At 69.2% G+C, this 17486-nt stretch carries 13 protein-coding genes and 1 tRNA gene; 6 read left to right on the top strand and 8 right to left on the bottom strand.

Going from position 1 to position 17486, the window contains the following annotated elements:
- The first annotated feature begins 488 nt into the window (after positions 1 to 488).
- Positions 489 to 3962 carry an indolepyruvate ferredoxin oxidoreductase family protein gene (locus tag FB390_RS00625; protein ID WP_141807195.1) on the top strand — a complete coding sequence of 1158 codons (3474 nt, stop codon included), beginning with the start codon at positions 489 to 491 and terminating at the stop codon, positions 3960 to 3962.
- A gap of 117 nt (positions 3963 to 4079) precedes the next feature.
- On the opposite strand, the gene FB390_RS00620 is transcribed toward FB390_RS00625, so the two are convergent.
- From FB390_RS00620 to amaB, 4 genes are all read right to left on the bottom strand, one after another.
- Positions 4080 to 4571: a hypothetical protein gene (locus FB390_RS00620; RefSeq protein ID WP_141807194.1), complete on the bottom strand. Its 492-nt coding sequence runs from the start codon at positions 4569 to 4571 to the stop codon at positions 4080 to 4082.
- Positions 4572 to 4645: 74 nt separating this feature from the next.
- Positions 4646 to 5641, bottom strand: a complete 996-nt coding sequence (locus FB390_RS00615; RefSeq protein ID WP_141807193.1) for an AurF N-oxygenase family protein — start codon at positions 5639 to 5641, stop codon at positions 4646 to 4648.
- A gap of 118 nt (positions 5642 to 5759) precedes the next feature.
- Positions 5760 to 5833: transfer RNA gene (locus FB390_RS00610), tRNA-Met, on the bottom strand.
- Between the two features lie 63 nt (positions 5834 to 5896).
- The gene (gene amaB / locus FB390_RS00605; RefSeq protein ID WP_141807192.1) at positions 5897 to 7426 is read right to left on the bottom strand and encodes an L-piperidine-6-carboxylate dehydrogenase; all 1530 of its coding nucleotides are present in this window, start codon (positions 7424 to 7426) and stop codon (positions 5897 to 5899) included.
- Positions 7427 to 7547: 121 nt separating this feature from the next.
- On the opposite strand from amaB, the gene FB390_RS00600 reads away from it, so the two are divergent.
- The 4 genes from FB390_RS00600 (at position 7548) to FB390_RS00585 (ending at position 11387) form a co-directional block, all read left to right on the top strand.
- On the top strand, positions 7548 to 8000 hold the full coding sequence (locus FB390_RS00600; protein ID WP_040686931.1) for an Lrp/AsnC family transcriptional regulator: 453 nt from the start codon (positions 7548 to 7550) through the stop codon (positions 7998 to 8000).
- Positions 8001 to 8064: 64 nt separating this feature from the next.
- Positions 8065 to 9414 carry an L-lysine 6-transaminase gene (lat, locus tag FB390_RS00595; RefSeq protein ID WP_141807191.1) on the top strand — a complete coding sequence of 450 codons (1350 nt, stop codon included), beginning with the start codon at positions 8065 to 8067 and terminating at the stop codon, positions 9412 to 9414.
- A gap of 151 nt (positions 9415 to 9565) precedes the next feature.
- Positions 9566 to 10723 carry a YVTN family beta-propeller repeat protein gene (locus FB390_RS00590; RefSeq protein WP_141811461.1) on the top strand — a complete coding sequence of 386 codons (1158 nt, stop codon included), beginning with the start codon at positions 9566 to 9568 and terminating at the stop codon, positions 10721 to 10723.
- Positions 10724 to 10802: 79 nt separating this feature from the next.
- The gene (locus FB390_RS00585; protein ID WP_185756900.1) at positions 10803 to 11387 is read left to right on the top strand and encodes an MFS transporter; all 585 of its coding nucleotides are present in this window, start codon (positions 10803 to 10805) and stop codon (positions 11385 to 11387) included.
- A gap of 12 nt (positions 11388 to 11399) precedes the next feature.
- Here the strand turns inward: FB390_RS00585 and FB390_RS00580 are convergent, their stop codons facing one another.
- A complete protein-coding gene (locus tag FB390_RS00580; protein ID WP_141807190.1) occupies positions 11400 to 11747 on the bottom strand; it encodes a hypothetical protein in 348 nt (115 codons plus the stop codon).
- On the bottom strand, positions 11747 to 12115 hold the full coding sequence (locus tag FB390_RS00575; RefSeq protein WP_141807189.1) for a DUF1707 SHOCT-like domain-containing protein: 369 nt from the start codon (positions 12113 to 12115) through the stop codon (positions 11747 to 11749). Before FB390_RS00575 ends, FB390_RS00580 begins: the two co-directional genes overlap by 1 nt.
- 216 nt (positions 12116 to 12331) lie before the next feature.
- Between FB390_RS00575 and FB390_RS00570 the strand changes: the two genes are divergently transcribed.
- The gene (locus FB390_RS00570; RefSeq protein WP_141807188.1) at positions 12332 to 14245 is read left to right on the top strand and encodes a serine/threonine-protein kinase; all 1914 of its coding nucleotides are present in this window, start codon (positions 12332 to 12334) and stop codon (positions 14243 to 14245) included.
- A 229-nt stretch (positions 14246 to 14474) separates the two neighbouring features.
- Here the strand turns inward: FB390_RS00570 and FB390_RS00565 are convergent, their stop codons facing one another.
- Positions 14475 to 15398 (bottom strand): patatin-like phospholipase family protein, encoded by a 924-nt coding sequence (locus FB390_RS00565; RefSeq protein WP_246123793.1) that lies wholly within the window; start codon positions 15396 to 15398, stop codon positions 14475 to 14477.
- Between the two features lie 94 nt (positions 15399 to 15492).
- Positions 15493 to 17298, bottom strand: coding sequence for an acetyl/propionyl/methylcrotonyl-CoA carboxylase subunit alpha (locus tag FB390_RS00560; protein WP_141807187.1), 1806 nt, complete (start codon positions 17296 to 17298; stop codon positions 15493 to 15495).
- Positions 17299 to 17486: the final 188 nt, after the last annotated feature.

The raw sequence follows: 17486 nt of genomic DNA, 5'->3' as shown, positions 1-17486 counted from the left end.
CAAGGCATTTCGTTTCGAATTCAGGTGAACGCGGCCAGGGCGCGAAGTCGTGTTCTCGGCCCCTTCCGAGAGGATGCGAGTTGCGGAATGCGGCGGCGCGCGACTGCTGAATCTCCCAGTCTCGCGGCGCGGCGCTGTCGATCTCCGGACCGCCGCGTTCGGGCTCGAAGTCGGAACGTCGCGGGGCGGGTGATCACCGGCCGCGCCGAGGCGGGGTGGCGGCAAGGAGGAACGCGGCGAGAGTGGCGGCAACGGCAAGACGCGCGGGCCGCCCCAGGCACACCGGCGTCGAGCAGCGAACGTGGTGACGGTCACATCGATCTCGCATCGTGCATAGCCTCTGCCCAGGTTTGCTCGACTGTTTTGAGCAGAATGCTCAATTGAAACTCCATCTATTGTTCATTCCGCGCTTTCAAGACAGGATGTCGGCACCAAGTGCTCAACGATGCGAAGCGCCCCGACCGGGCGCCGAGCGGATGGGTGGACCGATGACCGAGCTCGCCGACCGCGATCTGATCACCGCGCCATACGACCTCGCCGACCGCTACCGGGTCGGCTCCGGCACCGTCGTGCTGACCGGTGTGCAGGCGATCGCGCGTCAACTGGTGGAACAACACGTGCGCGATCTGCGGGCGGGCCTGCGGATCGGCACCTTCGTCTCCGGCTACCAGGGCAGCCCGCTCGGCGGCGTGGACAAGATGCTCAACGGAATGCCCACCGTGCTCGCCGAACACGACATTTCCTTCGTCCCCGGCCTGAACGAGGAACTCGCCGCGACCTCGGTGTGGGGGAGCCAGGCGCAATTGCCCGCTGGCAACGCGACGCACGACGGCGTCGTCGGGGTCTGGTACGGAAAGGGTCCGGGCCTCGATCGCGCGACCGACGCGCTGCGGCACGCGAATATGTACGGCGCGAACGCGCGCGGCGGGGTGCTGCTTCTGGTCGGCGACGATCCGGCGTCGAAATCCTCGACCGTGCCCGCGGTGAGCGAACGGTCGCTGGCGGCGATGAACATCCCCGTGCTCTTTCCGCGCAACGCGCGCGAGATCATCACCATGGGGCTGCACGGCGTCGCGCTGTCGCGGGCGTCCGGGTGCCTGGTGGCGCTGAAGATCGTCGCCGACGTGGCCGACGGGGCCTGGACGGTGGACGGCTCGGTCGGCGACATCGCCATCACCGTGCCCGAGATCGAATGGGAGGGAAGGCCTTTCACCTATCTCCAGCGCCCGATGGCCGCGCCGACCGACAGCGTCATCGCCGAGGCCGACCTGTACGGACCGCGCTGGGAACTGGTGAAGGCCTACAGCACCGTCAACGAGCTGGACGTCATCGAGGTGAACCCGGCGCATGCCAGGATCGGCATCGCCGCCACCGGAACCACTTTCGACGCGATGCGCCAAGCCCTGGTCGACCTCGGCGTGGACGATGCCGACCTGTCCCGAGCCGGAGTGCGTCTGCTGCGCATCGGTATGCCGTATCCCATTGCACCCGAACGTGTCCGCCAGTTCGCCGACGGACTCGAGCGGATCGTGGTCGTCGAGGACAAGACCGCGTTCGTCGAGACGCAAATTCGCGACATCCTCTACGGCCGTCCGGATGCCCCCGAGATCGTCGGCAAGGCGGATGCCGAAGGGCGGGTGTTGTTCAGCCCCAACGGCGAACTCACCTCCGGCCGCATCGCAGGCCCGCTGCGCCGGGTACTCGCCGGTTATCTCGAGATGAAAAGGCCGTTGCCGCAGCCGTTGTCGCTATCGGTGCTGTCCGCCAAACGCGCACCGTACTTTTGCAGCGGCTGCCCGCACAACCGCTCCACCGCGGTGCCGGAGGGCTCGCTGGCCGGTGGCGGGATCGGCTGTCACACCATGGTGACCATGTCCGGTCGCGCCGACAGCGCCGTCACCGGCTTGACCCAGATGGGTGGCGAAGGAGCGCAGTGGATCGGGCAGGCGCCATTCACCGACGTGGGCCATCTGTTCCAGAACATCGGCGACGGAACCTATTTCCACTCCGGGCAGCTGGCGGTGCAGGCCTGCGTCGCGGCGGGGGTGAACATCACCTTCAAGCTGCTGCACAACGACGTCGTCGCGATGACAGGGGCGCAGGACGCGGAGGGCTCCATCGGCGTACCGAAGCTCACCCACAAGCTCAGCGTCGAGGGCGTCCGCAAGATCATCGTCTGCGCCGACGAGCCCAAGCGCTACCGCAAGCGCGATCTCGCGCCGGGCACGCTGCTGTGGCACCGCGACCGGCTCGACGAGGCCCAGCGCATGCTGCGCGAGATTCCCGGCGTCACCGTGCTGGTCTACGACCAGCACTGCGCGGCCGACGCGCGCCGCAAGCGCAAGCGCGGCGCGCTGCCGGTCCGGCGGACCAGGGTGGTCATCAACGAGGCGGTGTGCGAGGGCTGCGGCGATTGCGGCGTCAAGAGCAACTGTCTTTCGGTGCAGCCGGTCGACACCGAGTTCGGCCGCAAGACGCGCATCGATCAGACCTCCTGCAACACCGACTACAGCTGCCTGGACGGCGACTGCCCGTCCTTCGTCACGGTGGAGCTGCCCGACCCGGCGAAACGTAAGCGGCGCAAGGAGGTTCGCCGTCCGCAGCCGCCGCGCCTGCCGGAGCTCGCGCTCGCGGCGCCGACCGGCACGCAGAACGTCTTCCTCGCGGGGATCGGCGGCACCGGCATCGTGACCGTGAACCAGGTGCTGGCGACGGCGGCGTTGCGGGCGGGCTACGACGTGGCGAGTCTCGACCAGATCGGCCTGAGCCAGAAGGCGGGCCCGGTCGTGTCGCACCTGCGGTTCGCGTCGGACGCCCTGGAGCCCGCCAACCGGCTCGCCCCCGGCTCCGCGGACTGCGTCATCGCGTTCGATCTGCTCGCCGCGACCGATGACAAGAACCTGGCCTACGGTTCGCCGGCGGCGACCATCGCGGTGGCCTCGACGAGCAAGACCCCGACCGGCGACATGGTCTACGACAAGTCCGTCGCCTACCCGGACGAGTCGTCGCTGCTGGCCCGGCTGGCCAGGGCGGCGAAGGTGGTCGGCTCGTTCGACGCGCTCGCCGCCGCCGAAGTCCTTTTCGGCAATACCGCGGCCGCCAACTTCCTGCTGGTCGGCGCGGCGTACCAGAGCGGGGGACTGCGGCTGCCCGCGTCGGCGATCGAGGAGGCCATCGAGATCAACGGTGTCGCCGTCGCCGCCAATATCGCGGCCTTCCGCTGGGGCAGGATCGCGATCGCGCGGCCCGCGGAGTTCGCGGCCGCCACCGCGCGCAGCAAGCCCGAGCCGGCGCGGGCGGCAGTGCCCGCGGATCTGTTCGACGGGTTCACCGCGACCGGCGAGACGCGGCGGCTGGTGGAGCTGCGCGCGGCCGAGCTGATCGGCTTCCAGAGCGTCGCGGTGGCGCGCGACTACGTGCGCACCGTGCGGCACATCTGGGACACCGAGCGGCGGGTCACCGACCGCACCGAATTCAGCGAGCAGGTGGCGCGCGGGCTGTACAAGCTGACCGCCTACAAGGACGAGTACGAGGTGGCGCGGCGACTGACCGATCCGGCGTTCCTCGCCGAGGTGGCCGACCAGGTCCCCGAGGGCGCGAACCTCACCTACCGCCTGCACCCGCCCGTCCTGCGGGCGCTGGGCCGGGAGAAGAAGATCGGCATGGGCCCGCGCAGTCACCTCGCCCTGCGTCTGCTCGCCAAGGGAAAGCGCCTGCGCGGCACCGCCTTCGACCCCTTCGGCTACGCCCACGTCCGCCGCGTCGAACGCGAACTTCGCGCCCACTACGTGCGCATGGTGACCGCGCTCGCCAACAGCCTGGACGCCGACGGCTACGACCGAGCCGTCCAGGCCGCCGCCCTCCCCGACGTCGTCCGCGGCTACGAGAACATCAAACTCGCCAATATCGCCCAGTACGCCGAGCGGTTGCGCGAACTCGGCATCGAGCCGCCACGATTCTGAGGCTCGGTCGCGCCTGCCTGCGCCCGGTTCGACCGCGCCAGGCAGGCGCTTCCGCGAGTGGTCCCCGTGCCGACCTCGACAGTGCGGCTCCGGTTCTCGCGCTTCAGCGGGCGTCAGTCAGTCTTCCGATTCCCATTCTTCGATGTCCCGATCCCACTCGGCGTCCTCGGCCTCTTCGATCGCCCGGTCTATCTGGTCCGTTTCGGCGTCGTCCCACAATTCCCAGACGGTGATGAACTCCTTGCCGCCGCGGTCCCGGACCGCTCGGATCACGACCTCCCACGTCGACAGGGGTTCGAGATCGACGTCTTCATCCGGCATCACCACCGGTGGATCGGTGTCGTCCCACTTCGTGGACCAACCCCACGATCCCCCGTAGCGGACCATCACCTCGCCGAAGTACGCGCACACACTTTCGTAGAAGGGCCGTGCTTCGGCCGAGGTCAGCTCGGCGGGGTCGGAGAACCGCCGCAGAAGCTCGGCCTCGAGCCGTTCCAGCGACGCACCGGTGAAATCCAACCGCAATTCCGACGGCAGCTCGGCCACCAGCCGATCGGCCAGCCGCGCCGAGTCGCGGGGCCAATCCGAGGTGTGGTAGATAGCGCTCACGACGAAATACTATCGGCCACAGCACATGTCGACCCCGAGAGGCATCTTGCCGAGTCGGGCGAGGAACGGATTCCTCAGCGTTCGGGTTCGCTGCGGTAGCGGCTGGCGCGGCCGTCGATTCCGCAGAGTTTCCACGCGAGCTTGGCCACCGGGTTCATCAGGCCGGAGTCCGTGGCGAGGGCGCGGACGTCGGCGAAGATGCCGCGCAGGGTCGCCTGGGATTCCTCGCTGCGCCAGTACAAGTCGTCGATCACCGACTTCGGGATGTCGAACTCGCGGCGGAACTCGACCGGCGGCGTCATGATCATCTCGCACATCACGCGCATCACGATCGGCGTCAGAAGCGAGAGCGCCGTCTTGCGGACCGGGTCCAGGCGCGGCGCGTTCTTGCGCAGGTACTCGTGCGCGAACGAGATGTGGCGCGCCTCCTCGGCGACGTGGATCTGCATCACCCTGGCGACCATGGGATGCATTTGCGCGCTGGAGCGCAGGATCGCCTTCTGCAGGTGGTCGATCGGCTCTTCTCCGCCGAGGACCATGGTGAAGAACAGCGCCGGGAAGTACGTCACGGCCGGCCAGATCGCCAGTGTGAGTTTGCGATCGATCGACCCCATGCCGACGACATCCATGCCGATCCGGTCGATCATCTCCTGAAACATCAGGGTGTGATTGCACTCTTCGGCGGCTTCGTGCGTGATGTAGCGGAACTCCGGATCGCCGTTGTCCAGCCCGGCCGCGTACTGCATGATCCCGCGAATCAGCAACTGCTCGAAGTGCAGTCCGACCTTCGCGATCCCGGCCTGCCGCCACATTCCGATGGCGATCTGCCGCTCCTCCGGCTGCGCCTTGTACCAGGGGTGCCGCCCGAGCGGATCGGCCTCGGGCAGGATCCACCGCCGGTCGGTCGGATCGACGGCGAATTCCGGTGAATCCCACTCGATGTCGACGTACGGATCGAAGTGCCGCTCCACCGACCCTTCGGACAGCGTCGTCAACTTCGCCGTGTACTCGGCGTCTTCGATATCGCGAACACGCTCGAGCAGGTCAGCGGCAGAGTGGGCGAGCCCCATTGCCGGCCCCCTTTCGTCGGATGCCATAACTACTGTTACCAACGGTAACACTTAGGACGGAGGGGCCGCCAGACGCAAAAAAGCGGCCCGGAACTTGATGTTCCGGGCCGCTTCCTAGTAGCGGGGACAGGATTTGAACCTGCGACCTCTGGGTTATGAGCCCAGCGAGCTACCGAGCTGCTCCACCCCGCGTCGGTGTTCTCAACCTTACACACGGGCGGGGCGTGGCGCCTAATCGCCTGGTCGGAGGCGGTTTCAGCCGAACTGGATGCCCTGGGCGAGTGGTAGTTCGGTGGAGTAGTTGACGGTGTTGGTGGCGCGGCGCATGTAGGCCTTCCACGAGTCGGATCCGGATTCGCGGCCGCCGCCGGTGTGCTTCTCGCCGCCGAACGCCCCGCCGATCTCGGCGCCGGAGGTGCCGATGTTGACGTTGGCGATGCCGCAGTCGGAGCCGTCGGCGGCGAGGAAGCGTTCGGCCTCGCGCTGGTCGCCGGTGAAGATCGCGGACGAAAGTCCTTGCGGCACCGCGTTGTGCAGCGCGACAGCGTGGTCGAAGTCGTGGTAGGTCAGCACGTACAGGATCGGCGCGAAAGTCTCCTCGCGCACGACGGCGGTCTGGGCGGGCATCCGCACGATGGCCGGGCGCACGTAGTGGGCGTGCTCGCTGAACCCGGGCACCGGTTCGCCGCCGCAGATCAGCTCGCCGCCGTCGGCGAGGGCGCGCTCGATCGCCGCCCGCATGCTGGTGTGCGCGGATTCGTTGATCAGCGGGCCGACCAGCACACCCGCGTCGAGCGGATTGCCAACGCGCAGTTGTTGATACGCCTTCGCGACCCGATCGAGCAGCGGCCCGACCACGTCGGCGTGCACGATCAGCCGCCGCAGCGTGGTGCAGCGCTGCCCCGCGGTGCCCGCGGCGGCGAACACGATCGCGCGGGCGGCCAGCTCCAGATCGGCCGACGGCGTGACGACGGCGCCGTTGTTCCCGCCGAGCTCCAGCAGGCAGCGGCCGAAACGCGCGGCCACCCGCGGCGCGACGATGCGACCCATCCGCACCGAACCGGTGGCGCTCAGCAGCGCGACCCGCTCGTCGTCCACCAGCCGGGCGCCGACAGCGGATCCGCCCTGAATTAGTTGGTGCACTTCGGGATCCGCGCCGACGTCGGCGGCCGCGCGGCGGAGCAGCGTGTGGCAGGCGAGCGCGGTGAGCGGGGTGGTCTCGGACGGCTTCCACACCACCGTGTCGCCGCACACCAGCGCGATCGCGGTATTCCAGGCCCAGACCGCGACGGGAAAGTTGAACGCCGAAACAACCCCGACGACGCCGAGCGGATGCCAGGTCTCCATCAGCCGGTGCCCGGGCCGTTCGGAGGGCATGGTCCGCCCGTACAGCTGGCGGGAGAGCCCGATGGCGAACTCGCAGATGTCGATCATCTCCTGCACCTCGCCGACGGCCTCGGGGCCGATCTTGCCCGCCTCCAGGGTGACCAGCTGAGCCAGCTCGGTCTTGTGCGCGGTGAGCAGCTCGGCGAGCCTGCGCACCACCGCCGCCCTGACGGGCGCGGGCACCGTGCGCCAAGCGCCGAACGCCGCGGCGGCACGTCCGATGGCCGCGTCGACGGACTCGGGCGAGTCGGCGGGCAGGGTGGCGAGCACACCGCCCGTGATGGGGGTGCGGGCGGTCAGCTCGCCGTCCTCGGGCGGCTCGGCGCCGAGGCCACGCAGCAGGGTTGCCGCGCGGTCGGCGAGATCGCGGGTCAGCTGGTCGGTAAGGGTGTTCGTCATCGATTGCTCCGCTTCGGCTTTGGTTTCCGCTGTGGGCGTGCACCCGGTGCTACCAGGTTGCCGGAAGTGAACGAGTGGAAGTTTTCGACACGAGCAGCGCTCACTGGGTTAGCCTCCACTGATGGCGGATACACCGGCAAGACCCGTACTCGATGACATCGATCGCCTGCTGATTCGTGAACTGATGGCCGATGGTCGCGCCACCCTGTCGAACCTGGCCGAGAAGGCGAGCCTATCGGTCTCCGCGGTGCAATCTCGGGTGCGCAGGCTGGAAGCGCGCGGCGTGATCCGCGGCTACACCGCGCATGTCGATCCGGAAGCACTTGGACAGCTGCTCTCGGCATTCGTCGCGATCACTCCTCTCGACCCGTCGCAGCCGGATGACGCCCCCGCTGTGCTGCAACATATCCCGGGTATCGAGGCATGCCACTCGGTGGCGGGTGACGAGAGCTACGTGTTGCTGGTACGGGTCGCGTCGCCGAGGCATCTGGAGCAACTGCTCCAGGAGATCAGGGCGACCGCCAACGTCCGGACACGCAGCACCATCATCCTGCAGACATTCTATGACAGGTAGCCGTAGAGCGTAATAACTACGCAATGTTGTAGAGATTCCGTAAATCTTTTCGTACCCTACAGGTGTGACCATCGAACTGGAGCGCACCCGATCGGGTGGTGACACGGCACCGGTCACCCCCGCGACCCGGGTACACGAGATCCTCTCGGCACATATCCTCGCCGACGGATTCGAAATGGTGCTGGACCTGACGAACTCCCGCGGCTGCCGCCTCGTCGACGAACGCGACGGCAGCACCTACCTCGACATGTTCGGCTTCTTCGCGTCCAACGCGCTGGGCATGAACCATCCCGCGCTGGCCGACGACCCGGACTTCCGTGCGGAACTGGCGACGGCCGCGCTGAACAAGCCCTCCAACTCCGACATGTACACCGTGGAGATGGCGCGGTTCGTCGCGACGTTCGCCCGCGTGCTCGGCGATCCGCGGCTACCGCACCTGTTCTTCATCGATGGCGGCGGCCTGGCCGTGGAGAACGCGCTCAAGGTCGCGTTCGACTGGAAGAGCCGCCACAACGAATCCCACGGCAGGTCACCGGATCTCGGCACCAAGGTGTTGCATCTGACCGGCGCCTTCCACGGCCGCACCGGCTACACCATGTCGCTGACCAACACCGATCCGGTCAAGACCGCGCGCTTCCCGAAGTTCGACTGGCCGCGCATCGAGACGCCGTACCTGGCCCCGGGGCGCGACATCGAGGCCGCCGAGGCGCGGGCGCTGGAGCAAGCACGTCGTGCGTTCGCTGAAAACCCGCACGACATAGCGTGTTTCATCGCCGAGCCGATCCTCGGCGAGGGCGGCGACCGGCACCTGCGCCCGGAATTCCTGCTCGCCGTGCAGCAGCTCTGCCACGAGAACGACGCGCTTTTCATCCTCGACGAGGTGCAGACCGGCGTCGGCATGACCGGAACCACTTGGGCCTACCAGCAATTCGGCCTCGCGCCCGACGTGGTCGCGTTCGGCAAACGGACCCAGGTGTGCGGCGTGATGGCGGGCGGCCGGGTCGACGAGATCTCCGACCACGTCTTCGCGGTGAGCTCCCGGCTCAATTCGACCTGGGGCGGCAACCTCACCGACATGGTGCGGGCCCGTCGCATCCTCGAGGTGATCGAGCGCGACGGACTCATCGAGGCGTCCCGGCCGCTCGGCGAGCACCTGCTGCGCAGGCTGGAGGGGCTCGCGGCGGATCATCCGCGGGTCACCGAGCCGCGCGGACGCGGCCTGATGTGCGCGATCACCCTGGCGACGGCGGAACTGCGCGACGCGGTGCTGACCGCGCTGCGCGAGCGCGAGAACGTGCTGATCCTCGGCACCGGCGAACGCGGGATCCGGTTCCGGCCGCCGCTGACGGTCACCGCGGCGCAGCTGGACGCCGCCGTCGACGCATTGGAAAGGGTGCTCGGTTCGGTCGAGTGATGCGATGCGTGCCCGGGTCGGCGTGGATAGCCGTGAAATGGCTGTTCGGCCCGTAGGCTTCGCTCACATGTCGTCTCACTCCTCACAGGCACGGTGCAGGCGCGTGAACCGATGCGGCTCACCTCGCGGGATATTCGCGTCCTTGGCCGCCGTGGCGGCGGTGACCAGCTGCACTACCACCAGTGAGGCAGGCACCGTCGCCGCGGAGTCCACGACCTCGGCGGTCGCGGCGCCGACCTCGGCGCCGCCGCCCCCGCAGATCGCCAACCTGTTGCCGGGCATGCCGCCGCCGCTCTCGCCGACCGACGTGTACGCGGCCAACCGGGAGCTGAGCCCGTCGGTGGCCGATCACCGGCCGCTGGTGTACGTCCCCAACAGCCAGTCGCACACCGTCACGGTGATCGACCAGAACACCTTCCAGGTGATCGACACCTTCGCGGCGGGCGGCGAGGAGCCACAGCACGTGGTGCCGTCCTACGACATGCAGACGCTCTACGTCACCAACGACCTGCCGATCGGGGGCGGCAGCCTGCGGCCGATCGACCCGCGCACCGGTCTGCCCGGCGAGCCGTTCCCGGTCCGCGATCCCTACAACATGTACTACACGCCCGACGGCAAGTTCGCGCTCGTCGTCGCCGAGGCGGACAAGTCGCTGGACTTCTACGACCCGAAGACCTGGCAGAAAGTGCACGCGCTTCCGGTGCCCGACTGCGCGGGCGTCGACCACATGGACTTCACGGCCGACGGGCGCTTCGCCCTCGCCAGCTGCGAATTCATCGGCCGCATGCAGGTTTTCGACGTCGCGGAGCGCAAGCTGATCAAGACGATCGATCTCGCGGGCGGTCGCTCGGGCAAGCCGCAGGACGTGAAACTCTCGCCGGACGGGCTCACCTTCTACGTCGCCGACATGGCGGCGGGCGGCCTCTACGTCTTCGACGCGCTCACCTTCGAGAGCAAGGGCTTCGTGCCCACCGGAGACGGCGCGCACGGTCTCTACGTCACCCGCGATTCCAAGCAGATGATCATCACCAACCGGCACGAGGGCAGCATCTCGGTCTGGGACTTCGCGGCGAACGGCTTGGTACACAAGTGGTTCGTGCCCGGCGGCGGCAGCCCCGACATGGGCAACATCTCCGTCGACGGCCGGATCTTCTGGGCCTCCGGACGCCACCACGGCGAGGTCTACGCGATCGACATCGTCGAGTGGAAGCTGCTGGCCCGCATCCCGGTGGGGCGCGGACCACACGGGCTCACGGTCTGGCCGCAGCCGGGGCGGTACTCGACGGGGCACACGGGCGTCATGCGTTAACCGATCCATCCCGGTTTCGGGAGCCGTCGCCTGCGTATTCGGGCTTCCCGCAACCACCTCGGTCGCCGACCCAGCGGACGTGCCGGTGCTGTCGCGGGAACTCGCCACCATGCGAAAACCGTCGCTGTGGGTCGTCTACGCGATCACCATTCTGACCACCGCTGCGTACATGGTCTCGTTCAATTACCTCGCGGCCATGCTCGCCGACAGCACCGGGGTCGCCGAGGCCTGGATCCCGGCTGTCCTCGCGCTCTTCGGGATCGGCGCGTTTCTCGGCCTGTTCATCGGCGGCCGGATCTCCGATCGGCGCCCGCACTTCGCGCTGGGCGCCGGCGCGATCGGTGTCGCCATCCTGTCGGTCGCCATGGTCGCCGTGATCGAGCGGCTCTGGGCGGCGCCGCCCGCGGTATTCCTGATCGGTATCGCGGCGTTCGTGCTCAACCCGGCCCTCTACGGCCGAGTGTTCGCCATCGCGGCCGACGCGCCCACCATCGCGGGCGCCACCACCGTGTCCGCCTTCCAACTGGGCATCAGCATCACCCCGGTGCTCGCGGCCGCGACACTGACCAATGGCGCCCCGCTCACCTCGGTGTACTGGATCGGCGCCGCGCTCGCCGCGGCCGCCGTCCCGCTCATCCTGCTCGACCGGGCGCGACGGGATTGATCGGCGCGGCGGTCAGCTGGTCGCGGCCAAGCGCAGGCCCAAGCCGCCTTCGACGAATCGGCCGACTGCCGTGCGTCCGGCATCCAGGGCGGGTTCGTAGCCTGCCCTGGACCAACCGGTGAGTTCGGCGGTGCCGTCGGCGGCCGGGGTGACGACGATCTCGGCGACCATCTCCGCCGTGGTGGGCTCGCAGACGGCCCAGGAGTAATGGGTTTCCTTGTCCCACTGAGCGGTTCGCTGGGCGACGTAGTCGGGATCGGTGATGCCGCCCGCGGCGAGCGCCGGGCGGTCGTCGATCCGTTCGTCGGCGCGCAGTGCGCGCAGGTACCAGCTACCGGCGTTGATCTCGATGGGTTCCATCAGTGCTTTCCGTGTCGTGTGCCGAAGAAGAGGGCGGCGGCCAGTGGGATCGCGAGGAACCACAGCCAGCTGCCGGTGACGAAGAACAGGATGACCGCCACGATCGGGATCGCGGCCATCGCCCGGGCCGACCATTCGTCGAGCGGCCGGGGCTTGCGTCCGGCGGGAGCGGCGACGGCCGCGGGCTCCGGCGGCAGGTCCGTGAAGACACGGTCGACGTCGGCGCGGGTCACCGCCGCGGTGATCACGGCGCTGCGCTCGTCGAACTCCGCGACGCTGAGACGACCCGCGGCGAAGTTGTCGGACAGCCGCCGCATCGCGTGCTCCCGCTCCGCGGTGCCGATCCGGATGTCGGGCAGCTCGTCCATGGGGAAAGGCTAGCGCGCGCGACCCGGCTCGGCCGCGAGGCGGGGACCGCGGGGAGTCGGCCAGCTCACACTGTCCGAGATGGTCGGCGCGGGTACGCTCCCTGTAAGGCTGTGCCCGCGGCAGGGATGTCGTGAGCTGGACTTTCGGTAGTGTGCCCCGGCATTCGGGAGTCCGCGTCGGCGCGGCGGATGTCGATGGTGACTGGGAGGTTCGCGATGGCAGCGGCGCGATTCGGTCGCTATCGGCTGGAACGGCTCCTCGGCAAGGGCGGGATGGGGCAGGTCTGGCTGGCCTACGACACCACCGACCGCAGGCGCGTCGCGCTGAAGCTGCTGCCCGCCGAGCTCGCGGCCGACGCGGTGTACCGGACGCGTTTCGAGCGCGAGGCCCAGGTCGCCGCCGCGCTGCGCGACCCGCACATCGTGCCGATCCACCGGCACGGCGCCGTCGACGGGCGGCTGTTCATCGAGATGGCTTTCGTGGAAGGCACCGACCTCGGCGCGCGGCTGACCGAGAGCGGTCCGCTCCAGCCGCGCGTGGCGCTCGACATCCTCGGGCAGGTCGCGACCGCGCTGGACGCGGCGCACCGTGCCGGGCTGGTCCACCGCGATGTCAAGCCCTCCAACATCCTCGTCGCACCCGACGGCTTCACCTACCTGATCGACTTCGGCATCGCGCGCGGCGCGGGCCAGACCTCGGTCACCACAACGGGTCTGGCGATCGGCACCTGGGCCTACATGGCGCCCGAACGCTTCAGCGGTCACGCCGACGCGCGCGCCGACGTCTACTCGCTGGCCTGCGTCCTCTACGAATCCCTCACCGGCCGCCGCCCTTACGGCGACACCGACCCGGCCCAGCAGATGCGCGGGCACCTCATGACCGATCCGCCGTGCGCGTCGTCGGTGAATCCAGGAGTTCCGGCCGCGCTCGACGCGATCATCGCGCGCGGGATGGCGAAGGAGCCGGGGGACCGGTACGCCAGCGCGGGGGAGTTCGTTCGTGCGGCGCGCGAGGTCGTTTCGGCTGAGGAGCCGCGTTCGCCGCACCCGGCTCGGGTACTTCAGCAGCCGGGGTTGCCGCCGACGCGCGTGGAGACGATCGGTGCCGCGGTTCCGGCGAGCGGAGGTTCTGCGGCGGCCGCTGCCGATGCGCAGCACGCGGCAGCCGGTGGTCGGAAGCCGACGAAAGTCATGCCCGTGCCGGGGCCTACGCCGACGCTCGTGCAGACCAGAGTCGCGCCGCAGGGCCTCGGGCCGGTGGGCGTCGCATCCCAGAACTCGCCGAGCGCCGGGGGCCGTGCCGCGTCGGGTGTAGCGCCGCAGAACTCACCAGGCGCCTCGGCATGGGGACGTGCCCCGTCCGGTACTGCCCCGCTGGGCTATGCGCCACCGATCCCGGCGCCGGGTGTGCCCGTTTCTCACCCCTACGGCAAGCGGTGGTACCTCCGGCGCAAGCCGGTCCCGATTGTTCGGCGGCCCCGATCGCTCGGACCGGTGTGGCCGTCGCGCGGGCCCGCGTACGTGGCGCCGCCCCGGCAGCCGGTCCCACGGCGCAGGCGGGGCGGGGTGCTGCGGAAGACGATCGGGGCGTTGGTCGTGATCTTCTTGGCGCCCTTCGTCTTCGCCGCGGGCTGCCTGGCGTTGATCGCCGCGGTCAGCGGGAACGAGACCACGACCGCGCCGCCGCCGACCGCGATGGTCGAGGAGCATCCGGAGCCCGCGCCGAACCAGCCGGACGGCCCCGCTCCCGCGTACAGCGCGGTCCGGGACGGCAAGTTCGAGTTCGCGGTGACTGATGTGAAGTCGGGAGTCGCCCGCGTCGGTCTCCAATCGGCGCAGGGCGCGTTCCTGATCGTCACACTCGCCGTCCGCAACATCTCCGACGAGACGAAATGGTTCCTGCCCTTCGGCCAGAAGCTCTTCGACGCCCAGGGCAACGCCATCGACCACGACACGACCGCCACCGCCTGGCAGGCCATGCAGTCCCGCCTCGGCCACTCCTTCGAACTGCGCCCCGGCGCCTCGGCCACCACCGTGCTGGTCTTCGACGTGCCGCCCGGCAGCACCCCGGCCCATCTCGAGCTCCACGACTTCGTCCTCTCTGACGGCGTCACCGTCGCCCTCGACTGAGTCGCGGCACCGACCTCGCGGGCACTCGATTCGCCGATCGGGAATCGATTCCGGTTCGCCAACCGGATAACAGTCCGTTTCCTGCCGATCGGTCCGTAGTCCACATCGTGACGCGCCGCGAAAGGCCCGAGATCGCCCATGCGGCCACGCCGCGGAAGGCCGAGGGGCGGACCGATCACCAGGTTCACTCAGCGCAGCGCGGTGGAGGGACCGCGTCGGACAGTCTCGATCAGGCGGCGTCGACGCGGACGAGGGCCGAGTAGACCGCCTGACGGCCGAGTTCCAGCGCCCGGGTGAGCAGTTCGGTGTCGCGGGCGGTGCCTTCGACCGTTGGGGCGTCGGCGGGCGGGTGGATTTGCAGGACGGCGTCGCCCAGGGAGGTTAGGAGGGTGTTCTCCGCCTCTTCCTGTTGCGGGCGGCGCAGCCAGGCCCGGTAGGCGCCGGGGGCGCGCAGGCGGAGGTAGTTGCCGCCGACCATCTGTTGCAGGCGGGAGGCGGGCGGGCGGGACTCGTCGGCGCGGCGGGTGCGCAGCACCAGGCAGTGGGTCGCGCCGCCGCGCACCGCGCTGTGGATGGGGATCGGTTCGGCGATGCCGCCGTCGAGGTAGGGGACGCCGTCCAAGGTGACGGGCGGACCGGCCAGGATCGGCAGGTTCGCGCTGGCCCGCAGCGCCCGCATGAGGGTGCGCTTGTCGTAGATGTGCGGGCGCAGATCGATGGCGTTGCCGGTGCGGATGTCGGTGCCGATGGGGTGGAAGGTCGTGGGATTGTTCAGGATCGCCGGGAAATCCATGGGCTCCAGGCCGTCGTAGACCCGGTGTACCAGGTACCGCACGTCGAAGGCGGCGCCGCCGCGAAACAGCCGACTCGGATCGATCACCCGCCGCATGATCTCCGGATCGGACCAGGACCGCATACCCGGCACGGCCCGCCCGCACAGCAGCCACGCGCCGTTGATCGCGCCCGCCGAGGTGCCGTAGACCGCGTCGAACACCCCGGAGAGACCGAGTTCCTCGAGCGCCTGCACCATGCCGCTGGAGTAGACGCCGCGGCTGCCGCCACCCTCGATGACGAGCGCGAGACGATGCCCGTCCGCGCGGGAACCGGTGGCGCTGCGGCCGCGGATGATCTCGGCCACGGTAGAGCTGGTCACCGGAACACGATACGACAAGAGCGGGCGCGGACTCCGTTGTCCATCGCCCGCTCTCGTGCGGTGTCGGTCGGCCCGAAGGGCGCGGCCTACGTTTTTACTTGATCTCGGCCAGCACCGTGCCCTGGGTGATCGCGGCACCCGCCTCGACGGCGAGACCGGTCACGACGCCCGCCTTGTGCGCGTTGACGGGGTTCTCCATCTTCATGGCCTCGAGCACCACGATGAGGTCGCCCGCTTCCACGGTCTGGCCTTCTTCGACGGCGACCTTGACCACGGTGCCCTGCATCGGCGCGGTGACCGCGTCACCGGAGGCCGCGCCGCCGCCCGCACCGCCACGCTTGCGCGGCTTGGGCTTCTTGCGGATCACACCGGCGCCGTTGCTCGCGGCACCCGCGGCGCCCGCGCCCACGGTGAAGTTGCCGGGCAGCGAGACCTCGACGCGGCGGCCGCCGACCTCGACGACGACCTTCTGCCGGGGCAGGTCCTCGTCCTCGTCGACCGGGGCACCGCTACCGGTGTAGGGCTCGATGTTGTTGGTCCACTCGGTTTCGATCCACTTGGTGTAGACGTCGAACTTCTCGCCGTCACCGATGAACGCCGGATCCTCGACGATGGCGCGGTGGAACGGGATGACGGTGGCCAGGCCCTCGACCTCGAACTCGGCCAGCGCGCGCCGGGCGCGCTCCAGCGCCTGGGTGCGGTTCTCGCCGGTGACGATCAGCTTGGCCAGCATCGAGTCGAACTGTCCGCCGATCACGCTGCCCGCGACCACACCGGAGTCCACGCGCACGCCGGGGCCCGACGGCTCGCGGTAGACCTCGACCGGGCCGGGGGCGGGCAGGAAGCCGCGGCCCGCGTCCTCGCCGTTGATGCGGAACTCGAAGGAGTGGCCGCGCGGGGTCGGGTCTTCCTTGATGTCCAGCTCCTCGCCGTTGGCGATGCGGAACTGCTGGCGCACCAGGTCGATACCCGCGGTCTCCTCGGTGACCGGGTGCTCCACCTGCAGACGGGTGTTCACCTCGAGGAACGACACGGTCTCGCCCTGCACCAGGTACTCGACGGTGCCCGCGCCGTAGTAGTGGGCCTCGCGGCAGATCCGCTTGGCGGACTCGTGGATCTCGGCGCGCACCTTGTCGGACAGGAACGGCGCAGGCGCCTCCTCGACGAGCTTCTGGAACCGGCGCTGCAGCGAGCAGTCGCGGGTGCCCGCGACCACGACGTTGCCGTGCTTGTCGGCGATGACCTGCGCCTCGACGTGGCGGGCCTTGTCGAGGTACTGCTCGACGAAGCACTCGCCGCGACCGAATGCCGCGACCGCCTCGCGGGTGGCCGACTCGAACAGCTCGGGGATCTCCTCGATGGTGTGCGCGACCTTCATGCCGCGACCGCCACCGCCGAACGCGGCCTTGATCGCCACCGGCACGCCGTACTTCTTGGCGAACTCGACGACCTCGTCGGCGTTCTTGACCGGGTCCTTGGTGCCCGCGGCCATCGGCGCGTTCGCGCGCTCGGCGATGTGGCGAGCGGTCACCTTGTCGCCCAGATCGCGGATGGACTGCGGCGAGGGGCCGATCCAGATCAGGCCCGCGTCGATCACGGCTTGGGCGAAGTCGGCGTTCTCCGACAGGAAGCCATAGCCCGGGTGGATCGCGTCCGCGCCGGCCTTGGCGGCGGCGTCGAGGATCTTGTCGAACACGAGGTACGACTCGGCCGAGGTCTGGCCGCCCAGCGCGAACGCCTCGTCGGCGAGCTTCACGAAGGGCGCGTCGGCGTCGGGCTCGGCGTACACCGCGACACTGGCGATGCCGGCGTCCTTGGCCGCCCGAATCACGCGCACGGCGATCTCGCCTCGATTAGCTACGAGTACCTTCGTGATCCGCGCGCTGGCATGGCTGGGCACTGAGCCTCCTGGTTGCATTCTTCTGGTCGCTTCGCGGGTGGGACCGCGCAGGCTCCGTTCCCGGTGGGGTCGGAACACCGCGCAGGCTCCGCGCCCTGTCGACAATTTCGTCTGGGGCGAGTGTAGGCAGTCTGCCAACAGACGCCGAACTCGGATAGCCCTACTGAACAGTAGGTCGCGCATCACAC

It is taken from the genome of Nocardia bhagyanarayanae (genome assembly GCF_006716565.1).
Lineage (GTDB): Bacteria > Actinomycetota > Actinomycetes > Mycobacteriales > Mycobacteriaceae > Nocardia > Nocardia bhagyanarayanae.
Note: the sequence above shows the minus strand (reverse complement) of the source record. Positions and strands in the feature narration are given on the sequence as shown.

Excerpts from the sequence above, each read along its gene's own strand:
- FB390_RS00625 (WP_141807195.1), top strand. The coding sequence starts at position 489 with ATGACCGAGCTCGCCGACCGCGATCTGATCACCGCGCCATACGACCTC.
- FB390_RS00615 (WP_141807193.1), bottom strand. The coding sequence starts at position 5,641 with ATGGGGCTCGCCCACTCTGCCGCTGACCTGCTCGAGCGTGTTCGCGAT.
- amaB (WP_141807192.1), bottom strand. The coding sequence starts at position 7,426 with ATGACGAACACCCTTACCGACCAGCTGACCCGCGATCTCGCCGACCGC.
- FB390_RS00600 (WP_040686931.1), top strand. The coding sequence starts at position 7,548 with ATGGCGGATACACCGGCAAGACCCGTACTCGATGACATCGATCGCCTG.
- FB390_RS00580 (WP_141807190.1), bottom strand. The coding sequence starts at position 11,747 with ATGGAACCCATCGAGATCAACGCCGGTAGCTGGTACCTGCGCGCACTG.
- FB390_RS00575 (WP_141807189.1), bottom strand. The coding sequence starts at position 12,115 with ATGGACGAGCTGCCCGACATCCGGATCGGCACCGCGGAGCGGGAGCAC.
- FB390_RS00570 (WP_141807188.1), top strand. The coding sequence starts at position 12,332 with ATGGCAGCGGCGCGATTCGGTCGCTATCGGCTGGAACGGCTCCTCGGC.